Annotated in this window: 8 protein-coding genes; 3 read left to right on the top strand and 5 right to left on the bottom strand. The window is 37.1% G+C overall.

Annotated features, from left to right (window positions below; all coding sequences use genetic code 11):
* Window positions 1–10: 10 nt before the first annotated feature.
* Window positions 11–3601, top strand: a complete 3591-nt coding sequence (locus tag NK987_RS21445; protein ID WP_259262306.1) for a tetratricopeptide repeat protein — start codon at window positions 11–13, stop codon at window positions 3599–3601.
* A gap of 321 nt (window positions 3602–3922) precedes the next feature.
* Here the strand turns inward: NK987_RS21445 and NK987_RS00680 are convergent, their stop codons facing one another.
* Window positions 3923–5086: an ATP-grasp domain-containing protein gene (locus tag NK987_RS00680; RefSeq protein WP_258424540.1), complete on the bottom strand. Its 1164-nt coding sequence runs from the start codon at window positions 5084–5086 to the stop codon at window positions 3923–3925.
* A 507-nt stretch (window positions 5087–5593) separates the two neighbouring features.
* Between NK987_RS00680 and NK987_RS00685 the strand changes: the two genes are divergently transcribed.
* Together NK987_RS00685 and NK987_RS00690 are read left to right on the top strand one after the other, a co-directional pair.
* The gene (locus NK987_RS00685) at window positions 5594–8356 is read left to right on the top strand and encodes an outer membrane beta-barrel protein (RefSeq protein WP_259262307.1); all 2763 of its coding nucleotides are present in this window, start codon (window positions 5594–5596) and stop codon (window positions 8354–8356) included.
* Between the two features lie 713 nt (window positions 8357–9069).
* Window positions 9070–10365 (top strand): linear amide C-N hydrolase, encoded by a 1296-nt coding sequence (locus NK987_RS00690; protein WP_259262308.1) that lies wholly within the window; start codon window positions 9070–9072, stop codon window positions 10363–10365.
* Between the two features lie 60 nt (window positions 10366–10425).
* On the opposite strand, the gene NK987_RS00695 is transcribed toward NK987_RS00690, so the two are convergent.
* The 4 genes from NK987_RS00695 to NK987_RS00710 all read right to left on the bottom strand — a co-directional run bounded on the left by NK987_RS00695 (window position 10426) and on the right by NK987_RS00710 (window position 16464).
* A complete protein-coding gene (locus tag NK987_RS00695; protein ID WP_259262309.1) occupies window positions 10426–11670 on the bottom strand; it encodes an FG-GAP repeat domain-containing protein in 1245 nt (414 codons plus the stop codon).
* A gap of 6 nt (window positions 11671–11676) precedes the next feature.
* Entirely contained in the window at window positions 11677–14745 is a 3069-nt protein-coding gene (locus tag NK987_RS00700; protein ID WP_259262310.1) for a PVC-type heme-binding CxxCH protein, read from the bottom strand.
* Between the two features lie 191 nt (window positions 14746–14936).
* Complete coding sequence (locus NK987_RS00705; RefSeq protein WP_259262311.1) at window positions 14937–15950, bottom strand: hypothetical protein; 1014 nt, start codon at window positions 15948–15950, stop codon at window positions 14937–14939.
* On the bottom strand, window positions 15916–16464 hold the full coding sequence (locus NK987_RS00710) for a P-loop nucleotide/nucleoside kinase family protein (RefSeq protein ID WP_259262312.1): 549 nt from the start codon (window positions 16462–16464) through the stop codon (window positions 15916–15918). Before NK987_RS00710 ends, NK987_RS00705 begins: the two co-directional genes overlap by 35 nt.
* Window positions 16465–16470: the final 6 nt, after the last annotated feature.

Raw genomic sequence — 16470 nt, forward strand, 5'->3', positions numbered from 1 at the left:
AAAATCATCTGTGAAAGCCTGGTTGTTCATCTTTTTTATTCAATTCTTGGCTGTCTCAATATTAGCCCAAACAATTACGTTAAAAGGAATTGTTATGTCTGATGATGAAAGACCAATGGCCAATGAACGCATTTCGATAAATGGTCTATTTGGAAATAATACTGATGAGCTGGGTGTATTCAACATAAATTTATCCAATGAATTTGTATCCGGGGAACGTGTAATACTGCGAGTGCCTAAGGATGGATGGGTGATAAATCACCCCTTGGACGGATATTGGAATCTTCCAAATATTAAATATCAAAAAGTACATACCACCCAAGTAGTAATGGTTCCTCATGGATCTATGGCTCTATGGACCCATGGACGGATCGAAAAACTCGTTGCTCAACTTTCTGCTCAAATTACTCAACTCAAATCTGGCTCCTCTAAACAAATAGTAAAGCAATCAATGGAACCTACATCTATTGATTTCACCTATTATTTGCAGGAATGGGCAGAAAAATATGGATTTTCAGTAGATGAAGTAAAAATTGCTTTTGACCAATGGGCTAAAGAAGCTCAAAGTAGTGATGATTTCCGAACCCTAGGATTGGCTGCGTTTTACCAAAAGAATTTTACAGAAGCAGCCGAAAATTTTGAACAAGCAGCCCGTAAAAACCAACTCTCCTTTAAAGCATTGGAGGAAGCAGCTGAGAATAAAAGATTTGCAGCCTTTGAAGACTGGAAAAGTGCCGGTGAGGCATGGTATCTAGCATATCAGTTTGATTCTGCTTTGATTCGGTTTCATAACGCAGAAGCTTTAGTAGATAAAAAGGACCACCTAGAGGATTGGGGGTTACTTCAAATGTATATTGGAATGACACATGTGCATATTGGAACTAGAGTAAATGGGGACAGAGCAATCAAATTTTTAATAAGTGCCAAAAACACAAATGAATTACTTCTTGAGGAATTTACTAAAACCGAACATCCTGAAATATGGGCATACATACAGAATAATTTGGGTGAATCGCTTTTAGCTTTAGGAATGAGAGAATCTGGACTTAAAGGTTTGGAATATCTTCACCAAGCAGTAGTTGCTCATCAAAAAGCTTTAGAAGGAAGGACTCAAAAGATATTTCCAAAAGAATGGGCCATCTCCCAATATAATTTAGGCTTTGTATTTATGAAATTGGGCACCATGGTAGATGGGCAAATCTCATTAGATTATCTAGAAAAGGCAATAGAGGCAAACAAGAATGCATTGGAAATACAAAATCCTTTAGAAATGACCGAGCAATGGGCACTAACATACATAAATTTAGCAACCATTTACACTGAAATGGGGAAGCGTGATGGTAGTGGAAAAGGTTTGGAAAATCTGAAACAGGCAGAAGAATCTATTCAGAAAGTGATAAAAATTTTAATTCCAGACAAGGCTCCCGAAGTTTGGGCATTGGCACAAAGCAATTTGGGTGTTGTTCTTTGGAATTTAGGAAATAGGGTAAATGGAAGGCAAGGTGTTGATTACTTTGAACAGGCATTAGCCGCCTATCAGAAAGCATTGGAAGTTAGGGATAAAAAAAACACACCCCAACAATGGGCTGAAACACAAAATAATTTAGGTAACCTCCTTTCGGACCTAGGTTCAAGGGTAGATGGTCAAGTGGGCTTGGATTTTTTACATCAATCGGAAATGACTTATAGAAAAGCTTTAGAAGTATATACAAAATCAGAATTGCCCCAAGGTTGGGCGGTTACTCAAATCAATTTAGGTTCTATACTTCGAAAATTAGGAAACCTAGCAGGAGGTAAGGAGATGCTGGACTATCTACTTCAGGCTGAAATAGCTTATCGTAATGCGTTGGAAGTAAATACCCAAACAGAACTGCCTCAAGCTTGGGCGATGACACAAAATAATTTAGGAAATCTTTATGTCGAATTGGGTATAAAGACAAAAGGTCATCAAGATCTCCATTACCAAAATCTGGCAATAGAAGCTTTTGGCAATGCTTTAAAAATATATAACAAAACTTCATTTCCTAAGGATTGGGCAAATACCCAAACAAATTTGGGTAATGCTTATATTGAATTAGGTACAAATACAAATGGTCAAAAGGGTCTTATATATCTAAATGAGGCAGAACTGGCATTTCGAGAATCCTTGAAAGTGTTCACCCGAATGACAATACCTCAGGACTGGGCGAGAACAAAAAACAATTTAGGACTTGCCCTTTGGAATTTGGGTTTAAAAACAAATGATCACCAGAGGTTGGATTATTTGAACCAGTCAGTAGAAGCTTATAGGGAAGCTTTGGAAGTACGAACCAAAGAAAGTATGCCTCAAGCCTGGGCAGATACCCAAAGTAATCTAGGTCTTGTTTTTTCTGATTTAGGAAAAGCTTTACAGAATGAAACAGGTGCTGAATATTTCCATCTGGCAATTGCGGCATATAAGAATGCTTTGGATATAAATACCCAAGTTTTATTGCCTCAGAAGTGGGCTTTAACACAATCCAATTTAGCAATTGCACTTTCGAATTTGGGTAAACAGACAGATGGTAAACTAGGTGTGGAATATCTAAGGAAGGCCCTTGAAGCTATCGAGAATGCGATGGAAGTTTATAGCCAGAATGATCAAGCACACGAATGGGCGGATTCACAATTCAGAATAGGAAATATCCATTCATATTTGGGCTTAAAAATTGGAAATCAACAAAGCATGGAATACTTTCTAAAAGCTGAAAATGCATATCTGAAAGCTTTGGAGAAATGGACAAAAGAAGAAGATCCGGATGATTGGGCTGGTACACAAATGAATTTAGGCCATCTTATTTCAGATATGGGCTTACTTGAAGGAGGTCAAAAAGGCATTGATTATATGGAACAAGCCATAGAATTCTATCAAAAAGCATTAGAAGTTTTTACTCTAGAAGAAATGCCAAAGGATTGGGCTATGATTCAACATCAATTGGCTGTTATATTTTTTGGATTAGGCACGGAAGATTTCTCTAATGAGGGTATAATTTATTTAAAAAAGGCAGAAGCTGCTTATGGGAAAGTTTTAGAAGGAGCTAAACTTGCTGAAATGCCCCAGATGTGGGCAGGAACACAAATAAATTTAGGTGGAGTGCTTAGGTCTTTGGGAAAACGGGTAGGAGGCGATCAAGGTATGAATTATTTAAATGAGGCTTTAGCTGCTTATAACAAAGCATTTGAAGTTTATTCCCAATCAGATAATCCGCTGGAGTGGGCTATGACACAAAATAATTTAGGTGGTGTTTACTGGGATTTAGGCAGACGATCCCTTGGCCAGAAAAAGCTTGATTATTTCAACAAAGCTGTGGAGGGTTTTCAGAAAACTTTTGAGATATATAATTTAACAAAATTTCCATTAGAATGGGCTACGACACAAATAAATTTAGCTGTTGTGTTTATGGATTTAGGCATAAGGGACGAAAGCCTAGAAGGACTGAATTATTTGAATCTATCAGTTAGTGCTTTTGAAAAAGCAATCGAAGTTTATGACCGAGAAGATCTGCCTGAGGCCTTGGCAAATACACAATATAATTTGAAAATTGTCCTGGAAGAACTTAATTCACGTAAAGATGATAATTAAGTTCTTAATAAGATATTAACTATCTTAATTCTATTGAAATTAATTTGCGAAATATTTGGCTTATTTTATATATTTTGGTTTTAAATCCATGAAAAGTAGGGGGGGTTTGACAGCTTTATGCCTAGGTCATTTGATTGTGTTTGATTCTTTATTTTTATAAACTGTTGCCTATTTGTTGCCTCATATTATACATTGTATTGATATTCAAATATTTGGGAATTTCTGCATCGGGAAATGACCAGATTATTCTAATTGCTTACTTTTCAATAAAAAAAACCGGAAGTTTATTTTTAAAGGATCAAAAAGTCACTTATTAAAAAATCAAACCTCCTTCCTACCAAATAGCTTGTTAATTTTTACCAAGATTTGTTTTTTCGTTTTCATCACATATTCATAAGCCAATGGACCCGGATCTTTGATTTTATATCTTATCGGAGTACTATTCCAGATAAATCCTAAATCATAAATCGAAATTTTATTTTTTCTACAATATTCCTTAAGTCCATACAATACCACATATCCCATTCTTTTGTAATCTTGCGGTTCAATTTTTTCTCCGATAGAAAGGTAAATTAAGAGCTTAGGAAAATTTATCCCGGCCAAAAGTGATGCTGTAATAGAACTCCAAAATCTCGGATTTATCTCTAAAATATGGAAAACATCATTTTTTGGATCAAAAATCAGGTCAATATTCGCTACACCGTTCCAATTTAAGGACTTCATCAGTTTTTTTACTGCTTGAAACAAGTCTTCATTATAAACAAAATCCAATCCTATTTGAGCTGAGTAAGGCTTTGAGCCCCAAAGGTTTCCTTTTTGAATGGTATATGCCAAGATTTCACCGTTAAGACATAATACGTTGCAACCGTAATCCTGACCTTGAATATACTCTTGAAGGATATAGGGTTCATTAAGTCCAATAGTTTCAAAATGATCCTTCAATGATTTATGGTCTTCAAATTTAACTATTCCCCTTCCGCTTCCTGACTTAAGTGGCTTAGATAATACGGGGAATTTTAACATCAAATTAGTCTCTTCATTGATGATATCTGAGGTTAAAGGAGCAGTTTTTGGCCCTGACAAACCAATATTGTCAAGATGGACTGCCAATAAAGCCTTATTGCTAGCCACATTAAAATCATGTAATGAAGGTAAAGGGACTAGTTTGGATGAATTATGCAAAAGTAGAGGTTTATTTTCAAGAAGGATTTTAATACCCGTCTCGAAAATGGGCATAATCAGGTCAACACCATATTTTTCTGTTACAGTATTTATAATTTTTATCCAATCTCTTTTATCATTTTGCTTAGGAAAAAACAGGAATCTATGGACATACCTTGAATATCTTAATGGAAAGTCTTTCTTTGTCGACATTACAATAAGTCTGAAATTTCTGATTTCTGACAAACTATGGAGAATATAGGGAAATGCAAATGTCTCTCCATCAGGAATCAAAACATAAAAGGGTTTTGTTGTTTTTTTCATTAAAGAATAAGATTAATCATTTTTCCATCTTTTCTTTAGCCAATTGGGTGAAAGCCTCGTTTAGACAGTATTCATTAAAATATTTTTAGGCAATTAGAAAGAATAATTTTTATTAAAACCAATTTAAAATAATAACCTAAAAAACAAAGTTAACACAGTTGTCTGAATTGTTACAAATTGTCTGCTTAGATAACGAACAACACATTAGTTTGTTTTATCTAAAAAGAGTAAAGAAAATTCATTGAGCAAAACTAATTAATCCCAACCACATCCTTACGGAGTTTAAATGATTGAATTATAAACATCATTTCATTTCAAATAATGGCGATCCAGAAAATAAACTGATATCCTAAATAAGTCAGACGGCGGTTCTTCGAGAAAATATACCACTCAGCAAATTAACCCTTCATTGGCGAACAAGAGCCCTTTAAGTTTGCTTTTAGGTTTGGCGTAGTTCCAATGAACCTATCCATTTGAATTATAAAAAGTTACCATTATAACATTTCAATGAAGTACATATTATCAATTTTCATTTTTGGTTTTTTTACCATTCAAAGTTTTTCTCAATCATTCAATATTAAAGGTGTCGTCATTGTTGAAGGCAAACAGGAGGCTTTGCCTTTTGTCAATGTACTATTACTGACTGTAAGTGATTCTTCCCAGGTAACCGGAACGGTTTCTGATATAGATGGAAATTTCACCTTTTCAGGAGTAAGGCAAGGAGATTACATCCTTAAAGTTCAGTATTTGGGATTCAGAGACTTTTTTCAAACTTTAGAACTGACCTCAAATCTCGATCTCGGTAATATTCCGGTAAGTGAAGTTGCGACAGATCTCAATGAAGTAATTATCGAAGCAAGGCGTTCTACCGGAACCCAAAAAGGTGACACCACCCTATTTAATGCGGATGCTTTCAAAACGATGAATGATGCAAGTGCGCAGACTTTAATAGAAAAACTTCCGGGAGTGAGTTCTGAGGACGGAATATTACAAGCCCAAGGAGAAGCAATTGCCCAGATCCTGGTAGATGGTAAACCATTTTTTGGTACAGATGTAAAGACTGCGCTTCAAAATCTTCCCGCAGAAGTAATCCAAAGCATTGAAGTTTTTGACCAAAAGAGTGAGAAATCACAGTTAAGTGGTTTTGATGATGGTGAAAGGCTCAAAACCATTAACATCATTACCAAAGCCAGCAGAAGGAAAGGCCAATTTGGAAAAACAACAGCAGGTTATGGGACTGATGACCGCTATTTGGTAGGTGCAAGTATCAATGCTTTTGACGAAGAAAGAAGAATCACTTTTACAGGATTGACCAATAATGTCAATATCCTAAATTATACAAGCGATCCAAATGCCCAAGACAATAACAACCCTCAACAAGGTGTCATCACTACCAACATTTTGGGATTGAATTACACAGATTTGTGGATGGACAAAATCAAAGTGACAGGAAGTTATATGTTTACCAAAAGGAAAAATGTTGGCGTAGTGGACAGATTCAGGGATTTTGTCACAACTGATGATTCTGACAAATTTTATAGGGAAAACAGTACTGATGTAAGAATCAACAACCAACATCAGGCAAACCTTAGATTGGATTATAACATTAATGACAAAAACAGAATCCTTTATATCCCCAGGTTTTCGGCGCGGTATGAAACCGAAAACTCAGGTTTCATAGGAGAAACTGATAATGGTTTTGACTTGATCAATTCGGTCAGGAACCTCAAAACAGGGAAATATCAAGATTTTGATTTATTTAATCGACTACTCTACAGCCACAAATTTGACAAACCTGGTAGGACTATTACCTTTAGGACCAATTTTGCAAAAGGTTGGAATGAAGATTCATCTGATAGAAAAGCAGAAAATACTTTCTATGAGGAAAGCGGAAACAGGGAGGAAATCATCGACCAAAGAACAACAAGAGAAAGGACTGGAGACTTTTGGCAAAGCCGTGTTTCATATACAGAGCCTTTGGGTCAAAAAGGACAAATGGAATTGGAATATCAAATCGGAAACAGGTTAAATGATTCAGATAAACTTACATTCAATGTAGAAAACGGGGATTTTGAATCAGGGAATCTTTCTCTAGACACAGCTTTGAGCAATACCTTTCAAAGCAAATACCTCACCCAGGAATTGGAATTCGGATATCAATATCTCTCCGAGAAATTAAAAGTCCAAACCGAATTGGAGTATCAGGATGCACGGCTCAAAAACAATCAGTTCTTTCCAAATCCTGATATTCTGAACAAAACTTTTCAAAATTTCACTCCGACGGTGAGAATGGAATACAAATTCTCAACGAATACCAATCTGCAGTTTGACTACGATACATATACCAATGAGCCCCAAATATCCCAGCTTCAGGCGGTGATTGACAATACTAATCCGCTTCAGCTGCGGACAGGAAATCCCGATTTGGATCAATCATACACCAACCAAATCAGGTTTAGGTTCCGAAGCAACAATCCGGACACAGATAAAAACTGGAACATTTTTGCCCAATCAAGGTTTGTCGACAATTTTATTTCCAATAGCACTTTGATCGCAAGTGAACCTACAGAAATTCAGGACGGCATCATTTTGGAAACAGGTTCGCAGTTGAATAAACCAGTAAATTTGGACGGATTTAAAGATTTCAGGTCTTGGTTCAGTTATGGGATGCCATTCGGATTTATCAAATCCAACTTCAATATCAATGCAGGATTGGGATTTACCCAAAGACCTGGTCAGGTCAATGACCAAATAGGATTCAACAATTCCAGTCGCTTGAGTACAGGATTTTCATTAAGCAGTAATATCAGTGATCAGGTAGATTTCAATATTTGGTCAAGGTCGTCTTTCAATGAAGTAAATAACAGCCTCAATTCAAGCCTCAATAGTAAATTTTTCCAGCAGAGATTTCGGGTGAATTTTAACTGGATCATTTGGGAAGGAATTATCTACCGACTCGATCTCAACCATCAGATCAATTCAGGATTATCCCAGGGATTTGACACCAATTTTTCACTGGTCAATATGAGTGTCGGCAAAAAAATATTCAACAACCAACGTGGCGAAATCAGTCTGATGGTTTATGACTTGTTTGGTGAAAACGCCAACGTAAGGAGAAATATTACCGAAACGTTCGTTGAAGATATTCAATCAAATGTGTTGCAGACGTATGTCATGCTGAGTTTCACTTACAATCTCAGAAGGTTCAGCAAAGGAATGGATGAGAATGATTATGCTGAAAGATATCAGAATGAAGAGAGTTCTAATTAACCAAGGAAGAACTCCTCTTTCATAGCGGAATTTATTTACCACTTAAGACCTTGTAATTTTAAATTTTCTTTTGAGGTCATTTATCCAATTTCCAAAAAGTGGAAAAAATAAACTATTTTCATAACTGGCTGAAATAAAGTTATTAACAATTTTTAGGGCAGCTTTTTTGCATGAATAAATAGGATAATTAGTTGTTTTGTTGTTTGAGAGCATGAATGATTATCGTAAAAAAAAGAAATACAAATTTATTTTTTAAGTTTCAAATTTTTAAAAAAAGCAAAAGGCGTCCCTTGAAACAACCAATTTAAAATAACTCATTTTCCAAATAGGAAATATTTTCAACCTATTTTTTTGCCCAAAAGACGGGAGTTTTTACGATTTTTCTGATTTCTAAACTTTATTTACTTGACATTAATATTCTCATTAACAATGTTTTATATTTTTTTATAAATATTTTAAATATATTTTATTGTATTTCAAATACATTTAAATGTATTTTTGAAACATCATCCACCCAATTCTTTGGCATAGACTTTCAAGTTGGCTAATGGTTTTTTCATGATTATCAAAATCAATTGCCATACTAAGTCTATTCTAAAAGGAATAAAATTCTAAGCGATATGTTTAAGTACCGAATTCTAATTCTGGTCTTATGGGGTATTTCTAGTTCGTCAAGTTTTGGCAGTTCTGCATTTTTCAGCAGAGATCAAAACATGCTATTAGTCAAAAATTTTGATTGGAAAGCCGGACATGGATACATTTTTAAAAACAAAAAAGGCCAAAAAAAATATGCTTATGGATTCTATGGGACCAACCAAGCCCAATGGGTTTCACAATATGGTTCTGTCACCTTTAATCAATTTGGTAAAGAATTCCCCATCGGAGGGATCAATGAAGCAGGTTTGGTAGTAGAACAACTTTACAAAGCCTATAGTATTTATCCTAGTAATGGTCAACCAAGTATTTCAGAATCAGAATGGATTCAATTCCAATTGGATAGTTACGCCACCGCCTCGGAGGTTCTGACCCATCTTCATGAACTTACCATCCACCCGATTGAAACAGTTCAGTTTTTTATTGCAGACCAATCAGGAAATGCTTTTGTTTTAGAATATAAAGAAGGAAAAACAATTATCCATCCTATTGAAGGCACAGACCAGGTAATTACAAATGCACCCTATAATGAGTGTCAGAAATATTATGAAAACCATAAAAATAATGTTGATAAAAATTCTAGAGGAGATCTTGATAGGTATAGTCAAATCAAAAGTCAATTATCAAAAGGAAGAGTCAACAAAGCAGATGAAGCCTTTGAAATTTTAAGAAACAGCGAGGAAAACCAAGAACATTACAAAACCTACTGGACAATAGCCTATAATCTTAGCGAGATGAGTATTTCATATTACTCGATTTCTCACAAAAATATCAAAGAAATCTGTTTAAACGATTTGAATTTCGAATCTGATTCTGATATCGAGGTAAGTCCCATAAATTCCCCAACATTTCAATTTAAACCTTTAACTGAAACTATAAACGGAAATTTAATTCAGCAGAGTTTGAAAATGATGCAACTTTCATTGGATGTTGATCTTTTGGCGGAGCACCTGATGGATCCAAGTCAACAACATATTGATCAAATTTATCAAAACAAACATTTTGATTTAGTGCTTAGATTCAAAACCAACAAACCATCTGGAGTGGTTAGTTATATTTTCAGGAACGAAAAAGAACAGGCAAAAGCAAGATCAATCGGGCTAAGGCCCGGTCAATTTATTGTAGACAAAAAGGAAACCATACAGGTTATTTATGGAATGCCAAAAGGGGAATTTGCTCTTGCCTGTTTTCAAGACCCCGATTTCGATGGAAAATTGGATAACAGGCTGGCAATAAATCCCAACAGTTATGGTTTTTTGCGAACTCAAAAAGGAAACTCGGGCCCTCCCCCGTTGTATGTAGATACCCGAATCACTTTAAATCAAAGTACAGACATCACTATTAAAATCAAATAAATAAACTTATTGAAATCAGATATATTTTGAAAGGTAGAGTCCCATTATTTTTTTGGTGAGTTAATTTCTGATCTGAGTAAAAACAAAAACTCCTTTTTTGTTGGAAATGATGATGTCAGGTAATCCATCTTTATTCATATCTTCACAAAGAACATGAACCCCCACACCAGAATCATCATCAATTTTATGGGGAATCCATTTGGGTTTTGAACCGGGAATATACTCATACCAATATAAATACGGCGTATCAAACTCCCCGGGATCGGAACCCATATGGGCAAAGTACCTTTTGCCAGTCACAAAATCAGGCAATCCATTGGTATTAATATCCACGAAAGCAACTCCATGTGTCTGGGTATATGTATCATCAATCAGATGGGTCCTCCAAGTTGGATTTCCATCCTGACCTTTTCCTTGCTCATGCCACCATATTCCAAGTTGATGTGCAGAAGATGACAACACATCCTGCAATCCATCACCATTGAAGTCGTAGGCATACATCTGGGCTGCAGGTTCACCAAGATTCGCGGGGTGGAATTTCCAATTCGGGGTCCGGGGATCCTGTGGTGCTTCCCACCAACCTTCTTTGATGACCACATCTTTTCTGCCATCTCCGTTGATGTCCCCAAAACCCAGACCATGTGAATAAGGCTCAGAACCTCGTTTTTCATTTTGGCTGATGGTATATTCTTTCCATTCAATTCTTCCGTTGTAATTTAATGGTTTAAGCCAAACCATCTGACCCGTGGCTGAATTTCCTCCCAAAATCTCCAAATCCCCATCGCCATCGATGTCATAGAAACCCGCAGATTCATTGCCCAAAGTGGGATGGATCACATGCCTTTTCCAATGACCTGACTGGTTTTTGGGATTTTCAAACCAAAACACTTCCTTTCCGGGAAATCCTATCCTCACAAAATCGACCCATCCGTCTTTGTTGACATCCATGCCATGGCAAATGAAGGCATTACTGTATCCTTTGTCATATTCAAATTTTTGGGGTTGGGTGATCTCATGCTTTTTCCAATCCGGTGCTTCAAACCAATAGGCCCCTGCCATCACATCCATCCTTCCATCCTGATTGACGTCCCCTACTCCTACGCCTTCTGCTAAAAACTCGGAAGTCAAAACCTGCTTTTGGAATGAAATATTGTCTCCTTTGACGGCTTGGTTTTGAGAAAAACTGCTTTGAATTAAGGTCAAAACCAAAGAAACCGATTTTATCGAAATCCTATAATTTTTGTTCAATAAGCACATTTTGAATGTTTTATAAACGGTATGAATGGAATTATTGAAAATTTTCATCGTTTCTTATTTTGTGTTTAATAGGTACACAAGTAATGCGTTGAATTCTTCTTTAGAAATTGCTGTATTAAAATTGTCAGGCATCAAGGTATATTTGGAAGGTATCATTTCTTTGATTTCAGGTTTCGAAACTGAAAATTCTTTCCCTGTTTGGTCTGCCAAAACGATTGTCTGTCCTTCCTCTCTTCTATATAGTCCCGAGACAGTTTGACCATTGTTCAGGGAAATATTGTAGGTTCTGAAATTCTCCGTAATGTTTCTGTTGGGGTCAAGGATTTTGGTGGCCAAGGCTGTTTGTCCCCAATTCCCGACTCCGTCCAATTGCGGTCCTATCAAACCTCCTTTCTTGTCAATCTGATGGCAACTGCTGCAGTTTTGCTCAAAAATAACAGCACCGTCAGCCAATGATTTGTTATCGGGTGTAAATTCAGCTAGTCTTTCCTCAATCAATTTTTGCCTCTCTTCTGAGATAGGAACCAGATTAGCGGTAAGTGCTTCGAATTCTTTTCGCTGTAGGGTGCTGATATTGGCTAACATATTTTCCTCCACAGCCCTTTGTTTCAACATTCTAGCAGGAGCATATCCTTTTTTGATATAAGTCATCAATTGCGTTTTTCCCTCTCCACTTTTTGCCAATTCCATACTGATGGTTTCTTGTAGTTCTGTAGGCGCATTTCTCAATCCTTCCCCAAGCAATTCTCTTGATTTTGGATTTTCCCAAAGTCCCAAAGCTGATGCAAGTTTTCTTCGCATACTTATTTCTTCACGGCTATCACTCATAGTCTGAGCTATAAGGATTGAGTTTGACTTGGGGTCAATCGTCATCAAAGCCCTTGCGGCAGAAGATCTGATTTCTTCATCTGAATTTGCTTTGGTCAGTAATTCTTTCAGTTCTGAATTAAGAGTTGAAACCTTATTTTTTCCTGCAGTTTCTGTAGCGAATAGAATTTTCTCTTTTTCAAGGTCCGTATATTTTAGCTTGGAAGGAATTGATTTCAAGGTACTTTCAGCCAAATTAACATACCAAAGTTTATATGAAGTCGGAACTGACATAGCCCTTTGGTTCATACCTTGTTCGGTCGCTTTTGCAAGCAAATGGGCTACATCCGGTTCGGCTTCAGATTTTTGTTTTACCCATTGAATCAGGTTTTCAATTTTGGAAGGTGAGATGGTTTTAGCGATGGTTTCGGTAAATCCTATACTGTTCTTATCCGATTCTTGAAATTTATTTAAATGTTCCAAAAGAAAATCACCTGCTTCAGAAACATTCAGGTCAGAAATGACCAATGCAACTACTTTAGCTTGCTTTTCATCCCAATTTTCCTTCACAGCCATTTGTAGGATTTCTTTTTCCTGAAAGTGATTGGAAATTGCCATCAGCATGGTATATGCCAAATGCGTATCGTGTTCAGGTATATTTGAATGAAGTTCAATAAGCTTCTTATACGCCATTTCGTTGGGATGCAAACTCAAAAATTCTGCCGCTGCCCTCTGGACGTGTGGATCTGAATCTGTTAGGTAAGAGATGGCCTTAGCAAATTGCTTTTCCGTATGTTGACTATAATTCGAAAGAATTTTGTAGGCATGCAGTCTGACTTTCCTATCTGGGTATTCAAGGGAGTTTTGGAGGACATTATCCGGCAATGCATCTAGTCTATACAATGCCCACAACCCTTGAATCAATTGTTCAGGACTTGTTTTTTTGTTTTCAACCATTTTGGCCAAAGCAGGTATAGCATTCATTCCGAACCTGTCCACCAATTCATCGGTCGCCACCATTCGGATTTGGAGGATTCTGTTTCCCATTGCTTGAATCAGTTCCTCCTGACTAGCTTTTGACCAATCGGTTACTTTTCTGCTATTTCCCTTGTAGGTTATTTTCCAGATCCTGCCACTCACCCTATCCCGCCCGGGATGGTCGAGTGGAACTTCATAATGACCAATGATTCTGTTGTAAAAATCAGCGATGTACATCGCCCCATCAGGGCCTATTTTGATGTCTACAGGCCGAAACCAAGGATCTTTGCTGACTAAAAAATCGGATTGGGCTATTGCTTTTGGAGTGCTGCCGTTAAATTCCATTGTATTCTGGCTGATCCTGCAGGTTACCACATCACCCGAATAGAAACTGTTTCGGTATTCTTCCGGAAACTGATCATCTGTGTAGTAAACCAAACCCGATAGCGCTGTGGACTTCAGGCCATAATCCATCATTGTCGGTGCAAAACCCATGTTGGGCTCTTTCTTGCCCCATTGCGTATAACTACCCCCCCAGATCAACTGGTAAATCGGCAATGTATGGCAGTCTGCAGAATAGTGATAACCCATTTCATCATAGTCAGATCCAAATGGATTGATCCGGCCATCGGTGGTTTTTTCTACCCTGCTGCCGTCGGATTTAAAGCGGAAAGTATTCCCCGATACCATTTTGATGGCATGTCCATCTTTTCCTGCAACGGTAGAAATATTTGAGAAACCATGGGAAGCATGAATCCAACCGTCAAATCCGCGAAAGAGGTTATTGACCATCCCGTGGGTGTCTTTGTGCTCAAATGGACCTAGCAAAACTTCCCTACTCTCCGATCTCCCATCCCCATCTTCGTCCAAAAATTTATACACATTGGGAATGGAATAGGCAATTGCGCCGTTTTTGATCGGGACAATCCCGATGGGAATATTTAGGTCATTGGCGAAGTCCTGGATTTTGTCAGCTTTGCCATCACCGTCTGTATCCTCTAAAATAGTAATCCTGTCTCTTCCTTCGCCTTGGCCGGCAGCTACCGGATATTCAGAAGATTGGGTGACCCAAAGCCTACCCTTTTCATCAAATGCCATATTGATAGGTTTGGTGATATCAGGCTCTGAGGCAAAAAGTGTCACCTCAAATCCTTCAGGTAGGACAAAATCCAAACGTTCTTCCTCGGGCGTCTGAAATTCCGAAGTTCGGACATGTTCGGCAAAGATACCCTCATCAGTTTCTTGGGTTTCGGTTTCCTCGGGAGAAGGTTGCCTGCAACTTTGAAAAAAGACAAAAAATAGAACAAAGATTAGAACGGGTTTAAGGAAATGCTTCATTGAACAGGTTAGATTGGGGTAGTCGAAATCAAATCCTATTAAACTTAATTTTAATCCATCAAAGAAGCAATGATTTTGGTTTTTTGTTCTGATTGGGCAAATGTAGGTTTAAAAGAAATACTGTTTGAAGTTGGATTTTAATGGATTAATAGCCTTGAATACGATTCAAAAAAGTTCAACATTCCCAGATTTTAACTCTTGAGAAGTTCAGCATATCTCATTGCAAGATCTAAGTACTTTTTCCCCTTTACCAATTCCTGCAATTTCTTCTTTGGATCCACCTCAAATTTACTGTTCAATAGAAACACTTTGGCGCGCACATTGGCCCGGAGAGATTTGTAATACAGGAAAATGGCTAGGTCTTCTTTTTTAGGACAACAGGTTACAATTTTACTGTATTCCTCAAAAAATAAATCTGACAGGTCTTTCCTACCAAAACACTCCAGGTCCATACAGAGAAAGGCAATCTCATACAAAACATCAATCTGCCTAAATTCATCAAGAAATTCGATACAGTCAAATATGATGGGTTTTTGATACAAAAAAATATTGCCGCTATGAACGTCTCCATGAACATCCCTGATGAATCCTTCCCTACTCCGCTCCAATAACCTTTTGCCATGTGTTTCCAAGAAACGGTCACTCCAAGAAATTAGCTTGGGAATTATTTCCAAATAATCCCGCCCAAATTCTTTATAAACCACTTCCTGAACAGAAGTCAAATCATTAAATATTCCCATTGCCTGATTATGGTTATAGTCTTTGAAAATGATTTCTGCTTTTTTATGAAACTCAGCAACCTGATTGGCCAAAAGAGAAATACTTGTAGCACTGACTTTGTTTTGCTTAAGTAGCACATCCATTCTTTTTTGGCTTTGCATCCGTTTCATGCACACAGCATAATCTTTGATCTTACCCTTATTTCCACCAATGACCCAAATTCCCTGAAAAAAGACGACAGGCTGAACAGAAAGATAAATTTCAGAAAAGCGCCTGTTCAATTCCAATTCCTTTTCGCAGTACTTTTTCCTTAACTCAAGAGTGGAATAATCCAAAAATGACAATTTGATGCTTTTTTTGATTTTAAAAGCATGGCTTCTGCTTAGAATTACCCATGAGATATTGGTTTCTTCCAAAGCTCCATGGATAGGCCTCTCTTCAAAAGTTCCTTTATCCATCAATTCCTTGACTTCTTGCCTTTCCATGTCTTGACCTTATGAATTTCACTGCTTTTTTCAAACTTTCGTCGAGATTTGTATCGGTAGATTCTATAATTAGATGATCCTCAAGAATGGGTTCAAATTCTGATTTTATCTTCTGATACACTTCCAGATCAGCCTCACTGTCTTCTCTGGGTTTAGAAAGCCTTTTGGCTATCAATTCTTCTGGGGCTGTGACATGAATTATATAACATTGCCAAGATGTAGTTTTAGACAGAAAGTAAAACAAATCACGGACTTGTTGAAGGTAAAAAGTCCCATCCAATACCAGACTTTTCCGTGATTTATGGATCTTTTTTGCTCTATTGAACATTTCCTCATAGACAGACAATTTGATGCCCAATTGATAATTACCCATCAATCCAAGTTCCTTTCGGAGTTCATCACTTCCGAGATATTCAGCACCAATTTCTTTGGCCAGATTTTTTGCAAAAAAACTCTTGCCTGAACCCGGAAGTCCCATGACAATTACCAATATTGATTTTGAAACCTTTCCCATAAATAC

This window comes from Aquiflexum gelatinilyticum (assembly GCF_024813435.1).
Taxonomy (GTDB): Bacteria; Bacteroidota; Bacteroidia; order Cytophagales; family Cyclobacteriaceae; genus Cognataquiflexum; species Cognataquiflexum gelatinilyticum.